The sequence below is a fragment of the Streptomyces sp. NPDC059828 genome (assembly GCF_042731955.1).
Lineage (GTDB): Bacteria > Actinomycetota > Actinomycetes > Streptomycetales > Streptomycetaceae > Streptomyces.
Genome location: NZ_JBHWIW010000001.1, coordinates 156,666 through 180,692 on the forward strand (window position 1 = coordinate 156,666; position 24,027 = coordinate 180,692).

The 24,027-nt window shown below is 71.2% G+C and carries 15 protein-coding genes; 2 read left to right on the top strand and 13 right to left on the bottom strand.

What is annotated here, in order from left to right:
- Position 1 precedes the first annotated feature (1 nt).
- Together ACFV6V_RS00595 and ACFV6V_RS00600 are read right to left on the bottom strand one after the other, a co-directional pair.
- Positions 2-1,501 (bottom strand): class II fumarate hydratase, encoded by a 1,500-nt coding sequence (locus ACFV6V_RS00595; protein ID WP_385556911.1) that lies wholly within the window; start codon positions 1,499-1,501, stop codon positions 2-4.
- Between the two features lie 55 nt (positions 1,502-1,556).
- Positions 1,557-2,765 (bottom strand): cytochrome P450, encoded by a 1,209-nt coding sequence (locus tag ACFV6V_RS00600; protein ID WP_385556914.1) that lies wholly within the window; start codon positions 2,763-2,765, stop codon positions 1,557-1,559.
- A gap of 220 nt (positions 2,766-2,985) precedes the next feature.
- On the opposite strand from ACFV6V_RS00600, the gene ACFV6V_RS00605 reads away from it, so the two are divergent.
- Positions 2,986-4,293 carry an SGNH/GDSL hydrolase family protein gene (locus ACFV6V_RS00605; RefSeq protein ID WP_385556917.1) on the top strand — a complete coding sequence of 436 codons (1,308 nt, stop codon included), beginning with the start codon at positions 2,986-2,988 and terminating at the stop codon, positions 4,291-4,293.
- Between the two features lie 92 nt (positions 4,294-4,385).
- Here ACFV6V_RS00605 and ACFV6V_RS00610 read toward each other — a convergent pair whose 3' ends face one another.
- From ACFV6V_RS00610 to ACFV6V_RS00640, 7 genes are all read right to left on the bottom strand, one after another.
- Positions 4,386-5,831: a glyceraldehyde-3-phosphate dehydrogenase gene (locus tag ACFV6V_RS00610; protein ID WP_385556920.1), complete on the bottom strand. Its 1,446-nt coding sequence runs from the start codon at positions 5,829-5,831 to the stop codon at positions 4,386-4,388.
- Positions 5,832-5,990: 159 nt separating this feature from the next.
- The gene (locus ACFV6V_RS00615) at positions 5,991-7,709 is read right to left on the bottom strand and encodes an acyl-CoA dehydrogenase family protein (RefSeq protein WP_385556923.1); all 1,719 of its coding nucleotides are present in this window, start codon (positions 7,707-7,709) and stop codon (positions 5,991-5,993) included.
- Positions 7,710-7,784: 75 nt separating this feature from the next.
- On the bottom strand, positions 7,785-8,351 hold the full coding sequence (locus ACFV6V_RS00620; RefSeq protein ID WP_385556926.1) for a PadR family transcriptional regulator: 567 nt from the start codon (positions 8,349-8,351) through the stop codon (positions 7,785-7,787).
- A gap of 98 nt (positions 8,352-8,449) precedes the next feature.
- Entirely contained in the window at positions 8,450-9,055 is a 606-nt protein-coding gene (locus ACFV6V_RS00625) for a hypothetical protein (protein ID WP_385556929.1), read from the bottom strand.
- A 6-nt stretch (positions 9,056-9,061) separates the two neighbouring features.
- Complete coding sequence (htpX, locus tag ACFV6V_RS00630) at positions 9,062-9,973, bottom strand: zinc metalloprotease HtpX (protein ID WP_385556931.1); 912 nt, start codon at positions 9,971-9,973, stop codon at positions 9,062-9,064.
- A gap of 138 nt (positions 9,974-10,111) precedes the next feature.
- The gene (locus ACFV6V_RS00635) at positions 10,112-10,570 is read right to left on the bottom strand and encodes a GNAT family N-acetyltransferase (protein WP_385556933.1); all 459 of its coding nucleotides are present in this window, start codon (positions 10,568-10,570) and stop codon (positions 10,112-10,114) included.
- A gap of 95 nt (positions 10,571-10,665) precedes the next feature.
- A complete protein-coding gene (locus tag ACFV6V_RS00640; protein WP_385557133.1) occupies positions 10,666-13,041 on the bottom strand; it encodes a SpoIIE family protein phosphatase in 2,376 nt (791 codons plus the stop codon).
- A gap of 170 nt (positions 13,042-13,211) precedes the next feature.
- Here ACFV6V_RS00640 and ACFV6V_RS00645 point away from each other — a divergent pair, with 170 nt between their 5' ends.
- Positions 13,212-13,964: a thioesterase II family protein gene (locus ACFV6V_RS00645; RefSeq protein ID WP_385556936.1), complete on the top strand. Its 753-nt coding sequence runs from the start codon at positions 13,212-13,214 to the stop codon at positions 13,962-13,964.
- Between the two features lie 94 nt (positions 13,965-14,058).
- Here the strand turns inward: ACFV6V_RS00645 and ACFV6V_RS00650 are convergent, their stop codons facing one another.
- The 4 genes from ACFV6V_RS00650 to ACFV6V_RS00665 are packed head-to-tail and all read right to left on the bottom strand — an operon-like array spanning position 14,059 to position 24,010.
- Positions 14,059-17,013 (bottom strand): condensation domain-containing protein, encoded by a 2,955-nt coding sequence (locus tag ACFV6V_RS00650; protein WP_385556939.1) that lies wholly within the window; start codon positions 17,011-17,013, stop codon positions 14,059-14,061.
- The gene (locus ACFV6V_RS00655; RefSeq protein WP_385556942.1) at positions 17,010-18,881 is read right to left on the bottom strand and encodes an amino acid adenylation domain-containing protein; all 1,872 of its coding nucleotides are present in this window, start codon (positions 18,879-18,881) and stop codon (positions 17,010-17,012) included. Before ACFV6V_RS00655 ends, ACFV6V_RS00650 begins: the two co-directional genes overlap by 4 nt.
- Complete coding sequence (locus tag ACFV6V_RS00660; protein ID WP_385556945.1) at positions 18,882-20,822, bottom strand: non-ribosomal peptide synthetase; 1,941 nt, start codon at positions 20,820-20,822, stop codon at positions 18,882-18,884.
- Positions 20,822-24,010 (bottom strand): amino acid adenylation domain-containing protein, encoded by a 3,189-nt coding sequence (locus ACFV6V_RS00665; RefSeq protein WP_385556948.1) that lies wholly within the window; start codon positions 24,008-24,010, stop codon positions 20,822-20,824. Before ACFV6V_RS00665 ends, ACFV6V_RS00660 begins: the two co-directional genes overlap by 1 nt.
- Positions 24,011-24,027 lie beyond the last annotated feature (17 nt).

The following is a 24,027-nucleotide window of genomic DNA, read 5'->3' on the forward strand; positions in this document are numbered from 1 at the left end:
CTCACGGCTTTCCGGACGGGATGTCGGCGCTGCCTCCGCGGGTCATGGCGAGTGGGTCGACCACCCGGTCGAAGAGTTCCTCGGAGACGCCGTTGGCGAGCGCGGCCTGCTTGAGGGTGGTGTCGTGGTCGATGGCGTAGTGGGAGATGACCGAGGCCTGGTCGTAGCCGATGACCGGGGACAGCGCGGTGACCATCATCACCGACCGGTCGATGTTCCGGGTCAGTCTGGCCTGGTTGATCTTGGCGCCCTCGATCATGAACTCCCTGAAGTGGTCGCACATGTCGGCCAGGATCAGTGCGGAGTGCAGGTAGTTGTCGATCAGGACGGGGCGGAACGCGTTCAGCTCAAAGTTCCCTTCGGCGCCGCCCATGGTCACGGCCACGTCGGAGGCGATGACCTGGATGGACACCATCAGCATGGCCTCGGCCTGGGTCGGGTTGACCTTGCCGGGCATGATCGAGGATCCGGGCTCGTTGGCGGGCAGGGTCAGCTCATGGATGCCGGTCCGCGGCCCGGAGCCCAGCCAGCGCAGATCATTGGCGATCTTGAACAGGGTGACGGCCACCGCCTTGAGCGCGGCATGCGCGCGGACCATGCGGTCCAGCGTGCCCTGGGCGGTGAACTTGTTGGGTGCCGTCCTGAAAGGCGCACCGGTCATGGAGGCGATCTCCGCGGCCACCTGGTCGCCGAATCCGGCCGGGGCGTTCAGCCCGGTACCGACCGCGGTTCCGCCCATGGCCAGCATCAGCAGTCCTTTGGTGGCGTGCTCGACCTCGGCGATGGCGTCGTCCAGCGCCCCGGTATAGCCGGACCATTCCTGTCCCACCGTCAGCGGGCAGGCGTCCTCCAGATGGGTGCGGCCGATCTTGACGACATCGGCCCACTCCCTGGACTTGGACTCGATCGCGTCCCGGAGCCGCCTCAGCGCGGGAATGGTCTTCTCCGTGGCCATCGTGTACGCGGCGATGTGCATCGCGGTGGGGAAGGTGTCGTTGCTCGACTGGCCCATGTTCACATGGTCATTGGGGTGTACGGGCTCCTGGGATCCCAGCTTGCCGCCGACCAGCTGGATGCACCGGTTCGAGACCACTTCGTTCACGTTCATGTTCGACTGCGTTCCGGACCCGGTCTGGTACACGTAGAGCGGGAAGTCCTCATCCAGCGCTCCGGCGATCACCTCGTCGCACACCTGCTGGATCAGCTGGCCCTTCCAGGCGGGCAGCCGGCCTGCCCGGCTGTTCACGACGGCTGCCGCCTTCTTCACGTATCCGTAGGCGTGGTACACCTCCTTGGGCATGCGGTCACGGCCGATGTTGAAGTGCTTCAGGCTGCGCTGGGTCTGCGCGCCCCAGTACCGGTCGGCCGGCACCATCACCTCGCCGAGGCTGTCGAACTCCTGCCGCTCCCCCGTGGCGTCAAGGCCGATGGGCAGGTCCAGGATCTTGGGTGCCGTGTCATCGGCCGTGCCATCGTTCGAATTCGCATGCGCATGGGTCATGGGGCCATTCCTTCCCCGTCGTACCCGGGCCCCATAACCGTCCTAACGGGTGCAGTCAGGGACGCAGCCCGTCGAAGGTGATGGGAAGGTGCCTCGGTCCGCGCAGTACGGCGCTGGTGCGGTAGGGCGGGGGGTCCTCGATCAGGCGGGGGTTGTCGAGCCTGCGGACCAGCTCGGTGAGCGCGATCTGTCCCTCCAGGCGCGCCAGCGGGGCGCCGAAGCAGCTGTGGATCCCGCTGCCGAAACCGAGGTGCTCGACGTCCGGGCGGTCGGGGTCGAAGCGGTCCGGGTCGGGGAAGCGCTGCGGGTCGCGGTTGCCCGATGCCAGCACCAGGGCGACCGTGGAGCCCTCGGGGATGGTGACACCGCCGACCTCGATGTCCGTCAGCGCGCCGCGCCGGGGAATGATCTGCACCGGGGGCTCGAACCGCAGCAGCTCCTCGACCAGCCGGGGGGCGATCTCCGGCTCACGGCGCAGCCGCTCGAACACGTCCGGGCGGCGCAGCAGGGTCAGCATGCCGTTGGTGATCAGGTTGACCGTGGTCTCATGACCGGCGATCAGCAGCAGGACCGCGGTGACCACCAGTTCCAGCCGGCTGAGCGGTCCGCCCTGCGCCTCATGGTCCTCGGCCAGGAGGGTGAGCATGCCGTTGGAGTTACCGCGGCCGCTGTCGATCAGTTCGTTGATGTAGAAGGCCAGTTCCTTTCTGGTCCCGGCGCCTTCCTGCAACCTGATGGACGGGTCCTCGCCGGGCCTCGGGTCGATGGAGGCCACCAGTTTGTCGGCCCATGCCCGGAAGCGGGGTTCGTCCTCGTGGGGCACCCCGAGGAGACGGCAGATGGCCGTCACGGGGAAGGGGTAGGCGAAGGAGTCGACCAGATCGAGCTCGCCCCCGTTGGGAAAGGCGTCGATCAGCCGCGCGACGGTCGCCTCGAGGTCGGGCCGCAGCTCCGCGATGAGGCGGGGCGAGTGGGGCGGCCCGAACTGGCGCATGGTCAGACCGCGGACCCGGTCGTGCTCGGGTGGGTCCATACCGATGAAGGCGGGCGGGAACTGCCCGCCCGCGGCGGCCTCCTGGTCCGCGTGCGTGGAGGTGAGGCGGGGGTCGTGGAGCAGGGCCAGCAGTTCGGGGTAGGTGCTGATGGTGTAGACGCCGTCGTCCTGCCTGCACACCGGCGTCTTGCGGAGCTCCGCGTAGAGCGGATACGGATCGGATCGGCTGCCGTAGTCGAGGATCTGTCGCATCAGGGTCTCGTTGCCCATTCCGCTGCTCCTTCCGCACGCCGGTTCCCGGACGTCACCGGTCCCGCCCGCATTCTCACCACGGCCCCGGCCGGGACGGGCTGACCTGCGTGCTGACCCGCGCGCGAGTCGCCTGACCGGCTCACACACGTCCGCCCGGGCAGGACTTAGCACGCCCGTACGGAAAGCTGGATCAGGGGGCGCTCACCGGGGTCGCGCGACCGTATCGGATGATGTGCACATGAAAATCCAGCGGGCCGGATACGGCCTGTTCGCCGCGCTCATCACCCTGACACTGCTGATCTGCGGCACCATCATCACCACCGTCACTTTCGTCAACAGGGGACACAGCGGACCGTTTGAGGCCGGGAACAGCGGCGGCGCCGACGGGACCGGTGGCACGACGGCGCAGGCCGTCGGCACGGGCGGCTGGGCGGGTACGTGGTCGGCTGCGCCCGGGAAAGCGGTGGCCGCCCCTGTCGGCGCGTACTCCGTGCGCAATGTCGTGCACACCAGCGTCGGCGGCGGTCAGGCGAGGGTGACGCTCTCCAATCTCTTCGGGACCGCGCCCCTGCACATCGGGCACGCGACCGTCGCCGTCGCTGCGGGCGGCGCCGACGCGCTTCCCGGCACCCTGCGCGAGGTGCTGTTCGACGGGCAGCGGTCCATCGCGGTACCGGTGGGCGGGCAGGTCGTCAGCGACGCCGCGCGGCTGCCCGTACCCGAGGACGGGAAGCTGCTGGTCACGGTGCATGTCGAGGGGCCCGGACCGGGCCTGGTCACCCTGCACGCGCGGGCCCGGCAGACCTCGTACCTCGCGTACGGCGACCGCACGCGGGACACGGATGGCGCCGCCTACACCCGGCGCACCTCGTCCTGGCACTACCTGACGGCCGTGGACGTACGCGATCGTGCCGTCCGCGGCACGGTGGTCGCCATCGGCGACTCACTCACCGACGGCGCAGGTTCGACCCCGGACGCCGACCGCCGCTGGCCGGACCGGCTGGCCGAGCGGCTGCGCAACGGCCGCTGGGAGTACGGGGTGGTGAACCAGGGCATCAGCGGCAACCGGGTGCTCAGCGACGGCACAGGGCCGAGCGGGCTGTCCCGCTTCGAGCGCGATGTGTTCGACCGTCCCGGTACCCGGGTCGTCGTCATCGCTCTGGGTATCAACGACATCATCCGCCCGCCCCGCCCTGCGGACCCCGGGGAGCTGACGGCCGCGCTGCGGATGCTCACCGAGCGGGCACGTGCCCGTGGGCTGCGGGTCGTCGGCGCCACACTGATGCCCTTCGAGGGCCACCGCCGGTACACCCCGGCCCTGGAAGCCGTGCGGCAGGAAGTGAACACCGCGATCCGCGCGGGTGCGGTCTTCGACGCCGTGCTCGACTTCGACCGGGCCCTGCGCGACCCGTACGCCCAGGACCGGCTCGATCCGGCGTATGACTCGGGCGACCATCTCCACCCCAACGACGCCGGGTACGCCCGGTTGGCGCAGAGTGTGGACCTCTCGGTGCTGATCGGCGAGGGCTCCTCGGCCCGGCTCTGAGAAGGATTCCTCCCCCGGCTCCGGGAAAGACCTGGGGCGGTGACCGATGCCCTTACGGATCGGTCACCGCCCCAGCGGCACGAGGTCCCGGGTCAGACCACCGGAGCCGGGTAGGTCGGGTACTCCACGCCGGAGACGTGCTGGACGACCCGGATGACCTGGCACGAGTAGCCGAACTCGTTGTCGTACCAGAGGTAGAGGATCGCGCTGTCGCCGTCGACCTTGGTGGCGCCCGCGTCGACGATCGAGGCGTGGCGCGAGCCGATGAAGTCGTTGGAGACCGCGTCGGGGGCGCTGGTGAAGTCGATCTGGCGCTTGAGCGGCGAGGTCAGCGAGACCTTGCGGAGGTAGTCGAGGACCTCCTCGCGGGTGGCCTCGCGGCCGAGCCGCAGGCTGAGGATCGCGATGGAGACGTCCGGCACCGGGACCCGGATGGAGCTGCCGGTGATCGGGGCCTTGAGGTCGGGCAGCGCCTTCGCGACAGCGGAGGCGGCGCCGGTCTCGGTGATGACCATGTTGAGCGGCGCCGAGCGGCCGCGGCGGTCGGCCTTGTGGTAGTTGTCCAGCAGGTTCTGGTCGTTCGTGAACGAGTGGACCGTCTCCACGTGGCCGCGCAGCACCCCGTACTCGTCCGCCATCGCCTTCAGCGGCGGGACGATCGCGTTGGTGGTGCAGGACGCGCAGGAAAGGATCTGCTCGTCCGGCTTGATCGTGTCGTGGTTGACGCCGTGCACGATGTTGGGGACGTCGCCCTTGCCCGGGGCGGTCAGCACGACCTTGTCGATACCGGGGCGCAGGTGCTTGGACAGACCCTCGCGGTCCCGCCACTTGCCCGTGTTGTCGATGAGGATGGCGTCCTTGATGCCGTAGGCCGTGTAGTCGACCTCCGACGGGTCACCCGCGTAGATGACCTTGATCTCGTTGCCGTTGGCGACGATGGTGCTGGTCGCCTCGTCGACGGTGATCGTGCCCTGGAACTGGCCGTGGATGGAGTCCCGGCGCAGCAGCGAGGCGCGCTTGACGATGTCCTGGTCACCGCCCCGGCGGACGACGATGGCGCGCAGCCGCAGGCCGTTGCCGGAGCCTGCCTTCTCGATCAGCAGCCGGGCGACGAGCCGGCCGATACGGCCGAAGCCGTAGAGCACGACGTCGCGCCCCTCGCGGCGCTCGATCTTGTTGGCGCCGGTGGCGCCGGCGACTGCTTCGGCGGTGAACTCCGCGGCCGAGAGACCGCGGTCGTCGGCCTTGTGCGTGGCGGCGAGCATGCCGATGTCGATCTGGGAGGGGCCGAGATCGAGCGTGGTGAGCGCCTGGAGGAACGGCAGGGTGTCGGTGACCGAGAGCTCCTCGCCCGCGATCTGCCGTGCGAACCGGTGCGTCTTCAGGATGCTGACCACCGACTTGTTCACCAGGGAGCGGCTGTGGAGGAGGACGGTGACGTCCCGCTCCCGGTGCAGCTTCCCGATGATCGGGATCATCGACTCCGCGATCTCCTCGCGGTTCTTCCAGTTTGTGAACGAGTCCTCGTTGACAGTCACAGGATTATCTTTCGAGCTAGGCGGTGCTCATATGCTAACCCGCACACTGTTCGATCTTGCACGGGCCCCCGGTCGAGCCCGCGCAGCCAGAGGGCCCCTGGCTCTCCGGGCGGTACCGGTGAACCAGGGGCCCTCCCATCCGGCTCCTGCGTGAGGGTGTTACGGAGCCATCTCGTAGGCGCCCGACAGCGCCTCGACCCGCTCCCACACCCGCGTGGCACGAGCCTCGTCGACCACGGGGCGGCGGACCGCGCCGAGCGCCCAGCGCTGCTGCTGCTCGGTGGCGGAGTCCTTGCCGTGCAGCTCGACCGCGTGCGCCGAGAAGTCACGGACGAGGACGGAGAACAGTTCGTCGAGCACGTCCTCGTCCAGCTCGGTGAGCCGGGCCTGCTCCAGGATCAGCTGGCCGTGCACGACCAGGGCGAAGAGCTGGCCGACGGCGAGCAGCAGATCGAGATCACGGCTCTGCCGCTCGTCGGGCGCGGCGGTGGTCACGAACTCGCACAGGGCGTCGGCCTGCTCCCGGAAGCGGGCGACGTTGGGGACGTGGGCGTAGCCGTCGTAGGCCGGGCGCCAGTCGTGGAAGCGCACGGAGCCCAGACCGCGGGCGGGCCCCTGCTGGAAGAGGAACTCGTCGTCGGCGGCGTCGAGACGGGTGGGCACCGCGGGGTACTCCAGCGGCTCCAGCAGGTGGTTGCGCATGAACTTGAGGATCAGCGCCAGGTTGACGTGGACCGTGCCCTCCAGCTTGGGCAGCCCACGGATCTCGGTGGCGGCCTGGGCGAAGTAGGTGTCCTTCTCGAAGCCCTTGGCCGCGATCACGTCCCACATGAGGTCGATGACCTTCTCGCCCTCGGTGGTCACCTTCATCTTGGTCATCGGGTTGAACAGCAGGTAGCGGCGGTCGTCGGGGCCGGCGGAGCGGAAGTAGTCGACGGCGCGGTCGCTGAACAGCTTCATCCCGACGAGCCGGACGTACGCGTCGGCGAGCTCACGGCGCACATGCGGGAAGGCGGTCACCGGGCGGCCGTAGAGGATGCGGTTCTGCGCATGGGTGACGGCCTCGTACATCGCGTGCTCGCAGATGCCGATCGAGGCGGTGCAGAGGTTGAACTTGCCGACGTTGACGGTGTTCAGCGCGGCGTCGAAGGCGGCGCGACCGGTGTGCAGGATGTCCTCGGCGGCGACCGGGTAGTTCTCCAGGCGGAACTCACTGACGTACTTCGACGAGTCGACGACGTTCTTCACCAGGTGGTAGGCCGAGTGGCGGCTGTCGGCGGCGAAGAAGACATAGCCGTCGGGGCCTTCGACGTCGGTGCGACGGCCGAAGACCGAGACGAGTCCGGCCGCGTTGCCGTTGCCGATGTAGTACTTGGAACCCGTGGCGAGGAAACCGCCGTTGCCATCGGATTCCAGCAGCATGTCGGTGGAGTAGATGTCGGCGCCGTGCGCCTTCTCGGACAGACCGAAGGCGAAGACCTCACCCTGATCGAGGAGTTCGGCCGCGCGGGAGCGAGCCGCCTCGTTGTCGCTCTGCCAGACCGGACCGAGACCGAGGATGGTCACCTGCCAGGCGTACCAGTAGTCGAGCCCGTAGAAGCCGAAGATCTCGTTGAGCGCGGCGATCCGGGCGGTGTCCCAGCGCTGGTTCTCGTTGCCCGCGGCGGCTGCCGGGGTGAGGAAGGTGGCGAAGAGGCCTTCCTTGGCGGAGAAGTCGAGGAAGTCCGCGAGCCAGGCGCGGGTGCGGTAGTCCTCTATCAGCTTGCGCTTGCCGCGCGCCTCGAACCAGTCGACCGTGGCGCGCAGCAGCCTGCGGGTCTCGGGGTCGAAGTGCGCCGGGTCGTAGGTGCGGGGGTTGAACAGCAGCGGGTCAGCCATGGATGGTCGCCTTCCGGGTCTCGGGGCTGGACGGTTGCGGGTGGTGCGGACTGCGGGTGGGGGGAGGCGGGCACTTCAGGGGGACTGACGGGCCGCGCCGAGGCGGCGCAGGGTGCCGAGCACGTCGTCGAGCCATTCGATCGTCATCCGCTCGTACGCGATGCCGCCGCGCAGCACGACGTGCTGGAGTTCCTGGCCCGTGTCCAGCGGGGTGGGGGCGTCGGGTCCGGTGAAGTCGCGGGTCTCACCGGAGAGATAGCGCGCGAGGCGGTCCCGGTGCGCCTGGCGATGCCGCTCGACCTCGCGGATCAGTACGGCGGGGTCGTCGAAGGCGGCGCCACGGATCTTCACGGCGAGTTCATGCCGTACGCTCTCGGGCTCGATCGGCTGGTGCAGCCACCCGGAGAGCTCGGCGCGACCGGGCTCCGCGACCGAGTACTCCTTCTTGTCCGGTCGCCCTTGCTGCGGTACGTCGCGGACGACGAGCAGGCCGTCGCTCTCCATGCGCTTGAGGACGCGGTAGATCTGCTGGTGGGTGGCGGTCCAGAAGTAGCCGAAGGACCGCTCGAACCGGCGGGCGAGCTCATAGCCGGAGCCCGGGTTCTCCAGCAGGGAGACGAGGATCGCGTGGTCGAGCGCCATGGCGCCGATCTTCTATGCAACGAGTTGCATAGACAAGGGGTGGCCACCCTGATGAGACGGGGCTCACCCCGGCCCCGCCACCCTGCCCGGCAGGCGGGCTATGCGTCGAGACCCGGCGCGCCCCAGACGGGGAACCAGCGGTCCAGCTCCGTCTCGATCCGCAGATCATCCCCGAGCAGCGCTCTGACCTGGAGTTCCAGCGCGTTGTCACGTCTCTCGTCCGCTCCGGGAAGCGGGGCGAAGGGGTAGAAGGCCCCCCTCTTGTAGAGGTAGACCAGTGCGAGAACCCGGCCATGGGCGCGTTCGGCAGGGACATCGTGGAAGCCGGCGACCGTGCACAGCAGCTGAGGTCCGAAGCCCGCTTCTTCGAGGAGGGTGTTGACCGCGTGCAGGTCATTGACGAGCGAGACCATGTCGTCGGCGGGACGGCGGATGACGAGCCAGGTGTACCCGTACGCGTCCTGCTCGTATGCGACGGGGAATCCGGCTCGAGCGGTGTCGGCGTCGAGAAGCTCCCGCACGTCGTCCTGGAGGCGAGCGAAGGCCCCGCCCTCGACACCCGCGAAGCAGACCGAGCCGCAGCCGGTGGGAAGGAATCCGGTGCCCGCCTGGAGGGTGACCGCGGCGGCGGGCAGCCCGAACAGCCGGTCGAGGTCGGGGCGTACCGGCTTGCTGCGGCCGAGGATGGCGTCGAGGAAGCCCATGTGTGATCAGCGGCCGAGCTCGGTGGAGATCCTGCCGAGCTGGTCCAGGCGCTGCTCCAGCGTCGGATGCGAGGAGAGCAGCCGACTGAGGCTCGCCTTGACGGGGACTGCGGGCGCGAACCAGAAGGCGTTGAACGGCTCCGCCTTGCGCAGGTCGCGGGTGGGGATCCTGGCCATCTCGCCGGACACCTTGACGAGCGCGGACGCGAGCGCCGAAGGCCGTCCGGTCAGCAGCGCGGCGGCGCGGTCGGCGGACAGCTCGCGGTAGCGCGAGAGCAGCCGGGTCAGCAGAAAGCTGATCACATAGACCACCGCGCTGACCAGGGGAATCACCAGTACCGCGATGGCGGTGTTGGCATCGCGGCTGTTGCGCCCGAGACCGCTGTAGAGCCAGACGCGGATCATCACGCCCGAGAGCACCCCGAGGAAGGAGGCGATGGTCATCACGACGACATCGCGGTGGGCCACATGCGACAGCTCATGCGCGAGCACCCCCTCCAGCTCTGCCGGCTCCAGCCGCCGCAACAGGCCGGTACTGGCACAGATCAGGGCGGTTTTCTCGCTCCGCCCCGTGGCGAAGGCGTTCGGGATGTCGCTGTCGGCGATCGCCACACGGGGTTTGGGCATGTCGGCGAGCGCGCAGACACGGTCGACGACTCCGTGCAGCTCCGGCGCCTGCTCGGGGGTGACCTCGCGGGCGCCCATGGCGTGGGCGGCGATCCGGTCGCTGAACCAGAACTGCGCGATGAAGAGACCTCCCGCGATCAGCAGGACGATCGTCCAGGAGTCGCGCAGCAGGGCGAGCAGCACGCCCACGAAGACCACATAGAGCAGCCCGATCAGGAACATCGTCGTCACCATGCGGGTGGTGAGTCCCCGATCCAATGCGTAGCGCGACCTCGGCCGGGTGGCTGGCATCTGATCACCCCTCCAGGCGGAGCTTCCATCGCCGTCGTCCCCTTCTACAAGGATGCCTCTTTTCGTGATTTTCTCGGCATTTCCGGCAAAGAAGGTCGCCTGAGCCCCGTCCGGGGCGCTGTGCGGCGCCCTCCACCGTCAGGTGAGCGGCCTTTCGTAGACCAGGAAGCCTTCGTGCCGGGCCACCCGGTCGTACAGGGCGCGCGCGCTCGCGTTGTCCTGGTGCGTCTGCCAGTAGAGCTTCTCGGCCCCCGCCTCCCTGGCCGCCACGGCCGTTGCCTCGATGAGCGCTCTGCCCACTCCGGTGCCACGGGCCTCGGGCGCCGTGAACAGGTCCTCCAGGTAGCAGTAGGTGCCGGCGGCCCAGGTGGAGCGGTGCAGGACGTGGTGGCAGATGCCGGTCAGGGCGCCGTCGGACCATGCCCCCAGCGCCCCCATCGGCTCCGCCGGGTCGATGAAGCGCGACCAGGTCAGATCGGTCACGTCGGGCGCGAGTACGTGGTCGTAGAAATCCAGGTACGCCTTCCACAACGGGTCCCAGGCGGAGCGGTCGGCCGGGGTCAGGGGTCGGATGTCCAAGCCGGTGTTCGGCTGCACGGTTTCCTCGCAGATCGATGGCGGGCCACTGTCAGGGCGACGGCAGCGGTCGGCCACAGCTTGCCAGGTGCCGGGGCACTCGCCCCCGATCGCCTTCACCGCTCCATACGGGGCAGTGTCTGTTCGGTCCAGATCGTCTTTCCCCAGTCGCTGTAGCGCGTCCCCCAGCGCAGGACGAGCTGGGCGACGATGAACAGTCCGCGCCCGCCCTCGTCGTCGTCGGCGCTGTGGCGCAGATGGGGGGCGGTGTGGCCAGCATCGGCGACCTCGCACACCAGGGTGCGGTCCAGGATGAGCCGCAGATGGAGCGGACCCTCGGCGTGTCTGACCGCGTTGGTGACCAGTTCGCTGGCGATGAGCTCGGTGGGGAACACCAGCTCCTCCAGTTCCCAGTCACGCAGTCGTTCCGCGATCAGTTCGCGGGCACGGCCGGCGGCGAGCGGCTCCGCGGGCAGGTTCCAGGTGGCGATCCTGCGGCTGTCGAGTTCGCGGGTGCGCACCAGCAGGAGGGCCGTGTCATCGGTGGTCATGCTGCCGGGGAGGAGCTCGCAGATGGCGCGGTCGCAGAGGTCCTCCAGGGAACCGGAGCCTTCGCTGAGAACTCTGCCCAGGGTCTCCAGGCCTTTGTCGATGTCCCGGTCACGCGCCTCGACCAGACCGTCGGTGAAGAGGGCGATCAGGCTTCCGACCGGCAGTTCGAGCTCATGGGACTCGAAGGGCAGGCCGCCCAGGCCGAGCGGCGGACCGGCCGGCAGGTCCGGGAAGCTGACCCCTCCGTCGGGGTCGACGATCGCGGGCGGCAGATGACCGGCACGCGCCATGGTGCAGCGCCGGGACACGGGGTCGTACACGGCGTAGAGGCAGGTGGCGCCCGTGGCCACGTCGTCGTCGCCGGAAAGCGCACCGGTGTCGTCTCCGGCGTCGGCGGCCGACTGCCCCACGAGGTCGTCGAGACGTTTCAGGAGCTCTTCGGGCGGCAGGTCCGTGGGGGCGAGGGCACGGACCGTCGTACGCAGGCGTCCCATGGTGGCCGCGGCATGGAGCCCGTGGCCGACGACATCCCCGACGACCAGACCGATCCGGGTCCCCGACAGGGGGATGACGTCGAACCAGTCTCCTCCCACGCCGCTCAGATCGTCCGTGGGCAGATAGCGGTGGGCCACGTCGACCGCGGAGTTCGCCGGGAGGTGCCGTGGCAGAAGCTGCCGCTGGAGTGCCAGTGCCGCCGAGCGTTCCCTGGTGTAGCGGCGGGCGTTGTCGATCGACACGGCGGCGCGGGTGACCAGTTCGTCGGCGAGCGCGACGGCGCCGCTGTCGAAGAGGTCGGATCCGTCACGGCGTACGAAGGTGACGAGCCCGATGGCGCGGCCACCGACCCTCAGCGGCACGACGAGCGTGTCGTCCACGAGCACGAGCCCGCCCGAGGCGAGGCTGCGGTACTGGGGCGATCCGGGGGGATAGTCCACCGGGCAGGGTGGCCGGCTACGGGCGACCGCGGTGTCGGTGGCGCCGCCTTCCGCGGCCGATCGCGCGGCGGTGCGCATCAGTTCGGTGCCGGCCGGACCCGGGGCGTCGGGCATCTCGCCGTCCAGCACGGCGGGCGCGAGGTCGATCTCCACGAGGTCGGCGAACCCGGATACCCCCACTGCCGCCAGCTCATCGGCCGTGACGACCACATCCAGGGTGGTTCCCACCCGCCGACCCGCTTCGACCAGCAGATTCAGCTGCTGCTGCGCCCGGTAGCGGTCCGTGATCTCGAACGCGTCCTCGCAGAGCCCGAACACCTGCCCGTCCGTGCCCTGGATCCGGTAGTAGGAGCAGGACCAGACGTGCTCCCGACCGGGCTCGCTGGGCTGTTCCCCACGGAAGTGCAGGTCCACAATCGGTTCGCCGGTCTCCAGCACCTGCCGCATGACCGCGTGGAGGGTCTCCGGGTAGCCCGGCGTCACAAAACCGCCCAGGGGGTAGAGGTCCTCGGCCAGCTCACCGCGCACCTCTTCGAGAGGCTGGCCGAGTTCGTCCTCGGAGACAGCGTTGCACCACAGGAGGCGGAGGTCGGTGCCGTACGTGGCGAGGCCCACGGGCGACTGCGTGGCCAGGCCCTGGAGCATCGCGAGCTGGGTTTCCCATTCCCTGAGCGGTGCGTACTCCGCCGCCACGAGAATCCGCTGTGCGGGCCCCGTACCGGACAGGTGGCAGACCGTGGCGACGAGGTGCAGGCGGTGCCCGTCCCGGTGCACGGCGACACGCACCTCGCGCTCGCACTCGCGCGCTGATGCGTCCCGGGGTTGCAGGAAGGTGCCGACGGGCCGGCCGATGATCTCCTCAGTCGGATAGCCGAAGAGTTCCCCGGCAGCGGCACTCCAGCCGATCACCGTGTCGTGGGCGTCGAGCACGCACGTAGCGGCCTTCGTGACGTCCAGCGGGCCACGGAAGTCGATGTCCCCAGCGGCAGTCCTCACGTAGCTCATCGTGCCCTCACCGGCCTGGCTCATCAGCTCCAGACTCCGCCTGATACTGACCCTGCGCAACCAAACGGGCGGAGCCGACCATTCACCCTCGGTGATCAGAGCAGCGGGAAGGGGCGCGTTTGATCACGATGTGAAAGGCTCGGGCAGCGGAGGACCAGGGAGGGAGAAACGTGGGGCGGTCGGAGCAGGACGGAGATGTCTGGGTCCGTGTATTCCATCCGGCACCGGGGGCGGAGCGGCAGTTGGTCTGCTTCCCGCACGCCGGTGGTTCGCCGAGCTACTACTTCGGCCTTTCCGCGGCCCTGAGCCCGGACATCCAGGTCATGGTGGTGCAGTACCCGGGCCGCGAGACCAGGCTGTTCGACGAGTTGCCGACGTCCATGGACGCCCTCGCGGACGACATCCACGAGGCGCTGCGCCCCGTCATCGGGAAGCGCCCGTATTTCTTCGGCCACAGCATGGGCGCGGTCGTCGCCTTCGAGGTCGCCCTGCGCGGGGAACGGGAAACGGGCCGCGGTCCCGAGCGGTTGATCGCCTCCGCGTGTGTGGCGCCGTCGAGGCGCGTCGACACGGGGCTGCGCCACCTGGACGACGCGGCCGTACTCGCCGCCATCATGGGCCTCGGGGGCACGGAGGGCGGCACGCTGGATGCCCACCACGAACTGGCCCCGCTCATCCTGCCCGCCATCCGCGCCGATCTCCATATGATCGAGCCCTATCTGGCCGGCACGGACGTGAAGCTGAACTGCCCGATCTCGGTCTTCGCTCCGGACAACGACCCCAAGGTGCCGCTCGCCGACTCCGAGGTCTGGGCCCAGCACACCACCGCTGATGCCGAGATGCATGTCTTCCAGGGCGGTCACTTCTACTTCAAGGAAGTTCCCGGCGAGTTCACCGAACGGCTCAAGGGCGCGCTGTCCTGACCTTCACGGTGAGCGGTCGGGACGGCGCGGTGCCCGGTGGTGGTGGTGTCCATCGCCACCACCGGCCACCGCGCCGTGACCTCGTCCGGCCTTGCTAGCGGGCGCTTCCCGCCCCGCTGTCGATCATCTCGGCCAGGACCGTTCGCCGGTCCTCCCCCGGCTGTGCGCGCAGCGGGCGGGCCAGGCGGTGGCTGTCGTAGTGCCAGCAGTGGTCGAGGTCCTGGTGGACCTCACCCTTCTCGGTGATGGCGCTCGCACTGCCCAGCAGTCCGGTCAGGTCGGTGGCCAGGTCACGCCAGGAGACATGGCCGCTGACGGCGTTGGCCACGCCGTGCACGGGTGCGTCCAGACAGGCCGTCACCGCCCTGGCCAGGGCCGCCGCATGCACCCAGGCCGCCCCGTACCAGCCGCGTCCCCCGGTCCCGGGCTGCGGCAGTTCTATCGGCCGTCCTTCGGCGGCGGCCTGGTAGAGCAGTCCTGTCGCCCCCCAGCGCAACTGGTCGCGCAGGCGGTCGTGCGCACCCCAGACGATCGGCGAGCGTACGGCGCTGGCCCCGCCCCGGCCCTCGGTTCCGGCCGCGCGCAGCAGCAGTGCATCGCAGTCGAGCTTGGCGCGCCCGTAGGGGCTGAGCGGCTCTCCGGGCACGGACTCCTCCGCGACCTGGTCACCGTCCGGGTGCCCGTAGGCGTCGACGCTGCTGACGAAGACGAAGGGGCCGCGGCGCCAGCCTTCGACCATGGCCCGCATGGCGGCCAGATCCACCTCGGGGCTGGTGAAGGTGCAGGCAGCGTGGATGACCGCGTCCGCCGCGGCGACCGCTTCACGCAGCGCTGCCGGGTCGGCGAGATCGCCCTCGATGACCTCCACACCGTCCCCGGAGACGAGGTGAGCGGACTCGGGGCGGGCCAGGGCCAGCACCGGGCGTCCCTGCGCGGCCAGTTCACGCAGGATGAACGCGCCGACCCCGCCCGTGCCCCCGGTGACCAGGACCGTGCCGGGGCGGCTCGGCCGCTGGTGCGCGGTGACCAGGGTCGCCCCGGATGCGGTCCGTTCGCCCTCGCGGGCGTCCAGCAGTGCGGTGAGCGCCCGGGGAGTACGGGCCTGGAGGATGTCGAGCCCGGTCAGCGGCAGTTTCAGCGCCGCACGCAGCCGCTCCGCCAGCTTGACGGCCACGAGGGAATGCCCGCCGAGGGCGAAGAAGTCGTCGTCCGGCTCCGGGGTCCGTCCCAGGAGCGCGGTGAAGCCTTCGACGACCGCTTCGGCGCGCGGACCCTCCGGTGCGACGCGGCCGGCGGCGGCGACGGGCATCCCGGGCAGCCGCGCCGGATCGACCGTCCCTTCCGGGCTGCGGGGCAGGGCGTCCAGCAGGGTGACCGCGACGGGCACCGACTCCGCCGCGAGGGCGGCGCGCAGCCGGGCACGCAGCTCGTACGGGGTCGGGCCCACGCTGTCGCGCAGCACCGCGTACGCCAGCAGCGGGCCGCCGGGCGGTTCGGCCACATGGGCGTCGGCGACCCGGGGGTGGGCGCGCAGCAGCTCCTCGGCGGGGTGTGCGTCGTGCTCCGTCCGGTTGCCGTCGTGTTCCGCGGCGGTGCCGTGCTCGGCTGCGACACCCGGCAGCTGTGACAGCCGCAGCGAAGGCTCCGCCACCACGGCCTCGAGCAGGGCCGCGTACCGCGTGCCGAGGGCGGCCGCGGTCGCGTCGTCCAGCGCGGTCCTGCCGTACTGCACGAGTGCGGCGGGCTGCCCGGAGGCGACCAGGCCGAAGGAGAGGTCGAACTTGGCCTCACCGGTCTCGACGTCCACGTACTCCCCCACCGTGTCCGGCAGTCGGAGAATGGCCGGTTCGCCGATGACATCGGAGGTCACCCGGACCAGCGCGGTGCCGTCGGCGTCGCGCGCCTCGGCGCCGAGCCGTTCCAGAACGAGGTCGAAGGGGACATCACGGTGCCGCTGGGCCTCCAGCAGCGCATCCCGTACCCGTGCCAGGAGTTCGGTGAACGCCGGGTCGCCGGAAGCGTCCACGCGGACCGGAAGAGTGTTGACACACAGCCCCACCAGGTCGCGCATCGCGGCGCCCTGGCGGTGGGTGCCCGCGACCCCGATGACCAGATCGTCGTCTCCGGTGAGGCGCTGCAGCGAGGCGAACGCGGCCGTGAGCGCCACCGTGAACAACGTGGCGCGGTGTTCGCCGCCGAGGGCGCGCAGCGCTTCGGGCAGGTGCTCGGCGAGCGGGACGGTGTGGGTTCCGGAGTGCCTGATGCCCGCGTCGGCGGACGAGGTACCGGGGCGGGGCAGGCGCGGGGCCCTGGCGCCGCTCAGTCGCTCGACCCAGTGGGCGAGGCCCTGTTCGGCCTGTGCGGCGGCAGCGTGTTCCCCGCGCGCGAAGTCGGCGTACTGCGGCGGCCGGGGCCGCTCCGGCACCTCACCGCCGTGCCCGTCCCGTACGGCCGCCGCGTACAGCTCGGTCAGCTCCCGGGCCACGGTGTCCAGCGATCCGCCGTCGATGGCGATGTGATGGAAGGTCAGGAGCACGGTGTGGTCCTGCTCGCCGTGGCGCAGCGCCAGGGCGCGCAGCACCGGTCCGGTGGCCAGGTCGAAGCCGCGGCGTGCCTCGTCGGCCAGCAGGGCCGGGGCGTCCTCCGCGGCGCAGTCCCGGACCGGCACGGAGATCGCCGAGGGCGCCTCCAGCACCTCCTGGTACGGCTCGCCGTCGCGCGTCCCGTAGCAGGTGCGCAGGATCTCGTGGCGGCGCACGAGCACGGTGAGCGCGGTGGCGAGTGCCTCGATGTCGAGCGGACCACGCACCCGGGTGGCGAACGGCACGCTGTAGGAGGCTCCGGCATGGCCGAGCCGGTCCATCAGCCACATGCGGCGCTGGGCGTGCGACAGCGGGGCGGGGCCTCGTGGCGCCGTCGCCGTCGCGTCCGTGCCGGACGGGGCCGTGGCGGGGGTGGTGGTCCGTGCGGTGGCCCGGGCACGCGCCCGGCGCAGCAGCTCCTCCTGGCGGGCGAGCTGCCCCGGGACATCAGGGGTTTCAGTGGTCATCGGGTGTGCTCCGCTGCGTCATCGGGGTGCAGATCGCTGTGTACGGCGAGTAGCTCGCGCTCGACCAGGGCGGCCTGACCCGCCACGGTCGGGGCGCCGAAGAAGTCGGCGAGCGTCAGCTCCACGCCCAGCTCTTCGCGGAGGTCGTCGGTGATGACGAGGGCGAGCAGCGAGTGGCCGCCGAGCGCGATGAAGTCGGCGTCGGGCCGGATGACATCGGTGCCGAGGGCCCGGCTCCAGATGTCGGCGACGGCCTCCTCCAGCGGGCTCATCGGCACGGCCGGTACTTCGGTCGCGGCGGCGCCGAAGAGTGCCGTGAGCGCACGCCGGTCGACCTTTCCACTGGAGGTGAGCGGCAGCCGGTCCACCACGGTCACGCTGTCCGGTACGAGATGGGCGGGCAGCACCGCGGCGAGCCGGTCCCGCAGAGCAACCGCCTGGGGCACCGGGCCCGGCGCGGCCACGACGAAGGCGACCAGCCGGGCGTCGCCGTCGCCGGGCCGGTGGACGGTGACCGCCGCGTCGTCGACGTCGGGCTGCTCGCGCAGGGCGTGTTCCACCTCGCCCGGTTCGATGCGGAAGCCGCGAACCTTGACCTGGTCGTCGGTGCGGCCGTGGAAGTCGAGGGCGCCGTCGGGCCGGATGGCGGCCAGATCACCCGTGCGGTAGAGCCGCCCGTGATCGGGGTGCTCCACAAACCGCTCCGCGGTGAGTTCCGGCTGTCCCGCGTAGCCGTGGGCGAGCCGGCTGCCGCCGATCCACAGCTCGCCGCGCTCTCCGTCGGCGACCGGGCGGCCCTGTCCGTCCAGGACATGGACGGTGGCACCCGCGATGGGCCGGCCGATGGGTATCTGCCCCTCGCAGTCGGCGAGGCTGACGCGGTGCGCCGTGGCGAAGGTGGTCGTCTCCGTCGGTCCGTAGCCGTTGACGAGTTCCAGCCAGGGGAAGGCGCGCAGTACCTCACGGGCGTGCTGGGCCGCGAGGGCCTCACCGCCGATGACGACGCCGCGCAGCACCGAGAACACCCGCGAGCGGCGGCTGGCGAGCTGGTGGAAGAGCGCGGTGGTGAGGAAGGCGACGGTCACGCCGTGCCGCTCCACGTGCTGGGCGAGTTCCTCGAACGAGGGCCGCTCGACGGTGCACACGACCACGGCGGCACCGGCCGCGAGTGCTCCCCACACCTCGAACGTCGAGGCGTCGAAGGTCATGGGCGAGTGGAACAGCACGCGGTCGCGCGGGGTGATGGTGACGTATGAGGTGGGCGTCACCAGCTCCACGACGGCGTCATGCGGGACGGCCACGCCCTTGGGGCGGCCGGTGGAGCCCGAGGTGAACATGATGAACGCGGTGGGGTCCGGGTCCGCCTCGGGCGCCGTCACGGCGGCCGCGGTGAGCTGCGGCTCTCCGGGCAGCACCAGGGTGGGGCCCGCCGGCGCCGAGGAGTCCAGGAGCTTGCGGTCACCGACGGTCAGTGTTACCCGTGCGTCGGCGATCATGGCGTCGGTACGCGGACGGGGGTGCGCAGGGTCGAGCGGTACGCAGACGGCACCGGCCCACCACAGGGCGAGCTGCGCGACGATGGTGCGGGCGGACCGGGGCATCAGCAGTGCCACCCGGTCGCCGCGGCGCACACCGTGATCCCGGAGGTGGGCGGCGAGGGCACGGGCCGCGGTGTCCAGTTGGGCGTAGGTGAGCGTGGTGTCGCCGTCGGCGACGGCCAGCGCGTCCGGGGTGGCACCGGCGTGCCGGGCCACGAGGCCGGGCAGCCCTCCGTGGACCGTGGCCGGGGCTGTGGCGGCATCGGGGCAGGAGGTGGGCACGGGGCCGTCCTTCGCGGTGGTGTGGGTGTGCGGGTCGATGACGGTCATTCAGGCTCCAGGCTGCCGCGCACCGGTACGGCGCTGGTCGATCAGGGCGGCCACGGCCCGCAGGTCGGGCTGGCGCAGCAGCTGGGGGGCCCGCAGGCGTACGCCTGCCTCTTGTTCGATGGCCGTGAGGAGCCGCGCGGCCTGGACCGAGGTGCCGCCCAGGTCGGTGAAGTTGTCGGCGAGCCTGATCGACGGACGGCCCAGCAGATCGCGTACCGCGCGCAGCACCAGCAGCTCGTCCGGGGTGGCGTCGGCGGGCAGTTCGCCGGCGGAGGACGCCGCTTCGGCGGATTCGACGGCTCCCTCACGGGTCAGCGCGGCCCGGTCCACCTTGCCGTTGGCGTCCAGGGGGTAGCTGTCCACGATCCGGACGGCGGAGGGCACGGCCTGCTCGGGCAGCCAGGCTCGTACCGCCGCCAGCAGCGCGCCGGCATCGGGCGCGGCGTCCTCGGCGGGCCGTACATACGCGACGAGGCGGGTCTGGCCGTCGGGGGTGCGGGGTGCGGTGACGACGGCGCTGCGCACCGCCGGGTCCTGCTCGAACGCGGCTTCCACTTCGGCCGGTTCGATACGGACACCGCTGATCTTGACCTGGTCGTCGAGGCGGCCGAGGAACTCCAGGCTGCCGTCGGCCGCCATCCGCACCCGGTCACCGCTGCGGTAGAGCCGGTCGGCGCCGGGCAGTTCCAGGCCGGGGTGCGGGGCGGTGAAGCGGCTGGAGGTGAGCTCGGGATCCAGATAGCCGAGTGCCAGGCAGGTGCCGCCGATGCGGAGTTCGCCGTCCGTGCCGCGCGGGACGGCGCGGCCTTCGCCGTCGGTGACGACCACGGTCACGCCCGGTACCGGAGCGCCGATGGGCGGCGGGGTCTGCTCGCCCGCGCGGCCGTCCGTGCCCGTCATCGCGTACGTGGTGGTGACGACCGTGGCCTCGGCGGGTCCGTAGGCGTTGTGGACCGTGGCGGTGACATCGCTGCCGGGGCGGCGGCGCATCCGGTCGCCGCCCACGATCAGATGACGCAGTGCCAGGTCCTGGGGCCAGGGGCGGTCCAGCAGGGGCTCGATCATCGGGGTGGCTCCGACGCTGACCGTCACCTGGGCATCCCGCCACCAGTCGGTCAGCACGGCGGAGTCCCAGCGGACGTCGTCCGGAGCGGGGACGAGGGCGGCACCGGAGGTGAGCCCGGCCCAGAGCTCCATCAGGTGCGGGTCGAAAGCCACCCCGATGAGCAGGGACTGCCGGTCACCGGGGGCGAGCCCGGTTTCGCCGCGGTACCAGTCGAGCAGGGTGCCGAGGGCGGCTTCGGCGACGGCGACGGCCTTGGGCCGACCGGTGGACCCTGAGGTCAGCACGGCGTAGAAGGCCTCGTCGGGCGCGCGGCGGGCGCCGGGTCCCGGGGTGGCGAAGGCGGCCACGACCGCGGCGCCGGTGTCACCGGCGTTGGCCCCTTCGGCGGGCAGGGGCAGGGGGACGTGACCGGCGGTGCCGACCGACTGGTGGCGCGGCGGCAGCACCTGCGGGTCGCCGATGAGGCAGACCACGTTCAGGTCATCGGTGACGGCGTCGGTACGGCGCTGGCCCGGACGGGGACCCAGCGGCAGGTAGACGGCGCCGATCCGGGCCAGGGCGATCGCGGTCACCACGAGAGCGGCCGAGCGGTCGAGGCATACGCCCACCAGGTCCCTCGGGCGTACCCGGTCGCCGAGTGCCGCGATGACCTCGGTGGCGGCCACGTCGAGGTCCTCGTAGGTCCAGGTGTGGCCGGCGTCGATCACGGCGGGGGCCTGCGGGCTGCGGCTGACCCACTCCTCGAAGAGGCGGAGCACTCCGGCGGTGGCGGTGGGAGCAGGCCCGTGGGCGATGCTGAGCGCGGTGCCGTCGGCGGTGGCGGTCCGGTCCGTCAGGGTGTGCGGCGAGTTCAGCGGGTTGAGGGTCTCGGTCATCAGGACTCCGTCGAGGTGGTGGCGGTGGCCGCGAGGGCGACGGCCTGGTCGGCGAGCACCGGGTTCTGGAACAGCAGCCGCAGCGGCGGGCGCTGTCCGAGCCGCGGTTCCAGCCAGGCGGCGAGCTGGGCCGCGAGCAGGGAGTGGCCGCCGGTCCTGAAGAAGTGCGAGCTCTCGTCGAAGCGGCTGTGGCCGAGCACTTCGCGCCAGCCATCGGCGAGCAGGGCGGTCATCGGGTCGGCGGAATCGAGAGCGTCACCGGACGCGGCGGACTCGACCGCTTCAGGTGCCGCGGGCGCGGCGAAGTCAACGGGGTCCAGTGCGGCGGCCATCCGGGCCAGCGCCACCCGGTCGGGCTTGCCTCCGGCCAGCGTCGGCATGGTGTCAAGGCGTGCCCAGCGGGCCGGTACGAGTGTGGCGGGCAGGCGCCGGCCCAGCTCGGTGTGCAGCGCCTGCTCGTCCCGGTCCGCCTGCTCGTCCGTGCCCGCCGCGCGCTCCAGGAAGCCGACGAGCCTGGGGCCGCCGGGCGTCTCCCGGTCGAGTACGACCGCGCAGGAGTGGCCGCCGAGCGCGGCCGACGCCGCCGCCTCCACTTCCTCCAGCTCGATGCGGTGGCCGCGCAGCTTGATCTGGTTGTCGCGGCGGCCCAGGAAGTGCAGCAGTCCGTCGAGCCCGCGGTAGCCGAGGTCTCCGGTGAGGTAGACCCGCTCGCCGCCGAGCGCGTCGACGGCCACGAAGCGCGCCGCCGTGACCTCGGGGTTTCCGGCGTACCCTTCGGCGAGTCCCGGTCCCGCGATGGCCAGTTCGCCGACCGCGCCTGGCGGCAGCGGGCGGTGGTGCGCGTCGAGGATGTGCACCCGCTCGCCGGGCAGTTCGGTGCCGAGGGGGATCTCGGCGCCCTCGGTGAGCTCGTCGCGGCGGATCTCGTGAACGGTCGAGCTGATCGCCGCCTCGGTGACGCCGTACACGTTGAGCACGGTGGCTTCGGTGTCGTTCAGGAAGTCCCGGAGCGCGTCGGCGGGCAGCCGCTCACCGCCGAGCACCAGCAGCCGGGGAGCCCAGACGCCGTCGCGCAGCGCGGGCCGCATGTCCTCGCGCGTGGCGAGGAAGTAGCTGGTGGGCAGGTTGGCCACGGTGACCCGGGCGGCGGCCAGCTGCGCCGTCAGCTCGGCTCCGGTGGGCACCTCCTGGCCGGGGACGACGAGGCAGGCTCCTGCGTACAGCGAGGGCAGCACCTCCTCCAGCGCCACGTCGAAGGAGGGCTGGGCGAACAGCAGCACCCGGTCACCGGGTACCAGGCCGAAGCGCTCGGCGGCGGCGGTCATATGGTGCTCCAGCGCGGCGCGGCCGACGGCGACCGGCTTGGGAATGCCCGTGGAGCCCGAGGTGTGGATGATGTAGGCGGCGCCGGGCACCACGTCGGCGCGGTGCGCGCGGGGCAGTTCGGTGGCGTCGAGCGTCGCGGTGGGCAGGCCGTCAGGGACCGTCACCGGAGTGTCGGACGAGGTCAGGACCAGGGCCGGGGCGAGCCGCTTCAGCAGCAGCTCGACGCGGTCCGCCGGGTCCGACGGGGAGAGGGGGCAGTACACCGCTCCCGTCCGCAGACAGGCCAGCAGGGTGGTCACCGAGTCGAGGCCCCTGGGCAGTACGGCCGCCACCGGCTGACCTGGCGTCACCCCGGCACCGCGCAGCCGGTCCGCGAGCGTCTCCACCCGGGTGTCCAGGTCTCCGTAGGTGAGGCGGCGGGCGCCGATCAGCAGAGCGGGCAGGGCGGGGTCATGTGCGGCGATCGGATCGACCGGGTCAGGGTTCCCGGCTGCCTGACGCTCCGGTGCGACGGCGGTCCCGGCACCCACCGGGTGCGGGGGCGCGAGGTCGGCCAGCGCCGTGGCGGGGTCGTCGAGATAGGCGCGCAGCAGGTCGAGGAACCGCCCGGCGAGCAGGCGTGCCACGTCCTCGCCGAAGAGGTCGGCGTCGTAGTCCCAGACCAGGGTCATTCCGGGAGCGCCCTTGCGGGGGGTGACTCCGCGCCGGTCGTCCGGCAGCAGCACGACATCCAGGTCGAACCGGGTGGTGCCGGTGTTGAACCCCTCGAAGAGGGTGATGTCCAGGCCCGGGACGTCGATCTCGGGCAGAGGGGCGTCGTGGGCGCTGAACATGACGCTGAAGAGCGGGTTGTCGGCGCCCGATGTGTGCATCCCGAGGGCACGGGTGAGTTCCTGTACCGGCACTTCCTGGTGCGGAAGGGCTCGGAAGAGGGTGTCGGTGACCTCGTCCATGGTGTCTTCGGCGGGGGCCGCGGGGTCCAGCCTGAGCGGCAGCGGGATCGTGTTGACGAACATCCCGACGGCATCGTCGAAGCCGCGCGGGCGGTTGCCGACGGCCGTACCGATGACCATCCGCGAGCGTCCGCTGTGCCGGCGCAGCAGTTCGGCGAAGAGCCCGAGGAGGGTGGCGAACGGGGTCAGGCCGCGCGAACGGGCGTGTTCCCGCAGCCGGGCGGCCAGGTCGGCGCCGATGGACTGGCGCAGTTGTCCGCCGCGGTGCCTGCGCCGGGCGCCGGGCCGGGTCACTCCGGGCAGCGGCATGTCATGGTCGACATCGCGCAGTTCGTCCGTCCAGAAGTCGAGGCTCTCGGCCGGGAAGGGCGCGAGCGCCTTGGCCCGGACGTGGTCGGCGTACGAGGACGCGGGCGGCAGAGTGACCGGCTCGCCCAGTACATGGCCCCGGTAGACGCGGAAGACGTCGTCGAGCAGGATCGCGAGCGAGTGGCCGTCGTGGATGAGGTGGTGCTCGACATGGATGAGGCGGTGGTGCTCCTGCGCGAGTCGCACCAGGGTCCAGCGCAGCAGGGGCGCCTCGAAGGTGTCGAGTGGTGTTTCCGCTTCGGTGCGCAGGAGCTGCGCGAAGGCGGCTTCGGGGTCCTTCTCGCCGCTCAGGTCGACCGTGTGCAGGCGCGGCGTGCAGGTCGGGGCCACCCGCTGTCCGGGCATCGCTCCCTCGACTGCGACGAGTTCGAGGCGCAGGCCGGGGTGCCGTCCGAGGGTGGCGGCGAGTCCATGGTGCAGGGCGTCGGTGTCGAGGGTGCCGTACAGGTCGAGTGCGCCGGTGAAGTTGTAGGCGCGACTGCCGGTGTGCACCTGCTCGTGCAGCCAGACGATCTCCTGCGAGGAGGAGAGGGGAAGCATGGGCGATCCCTGAGGTT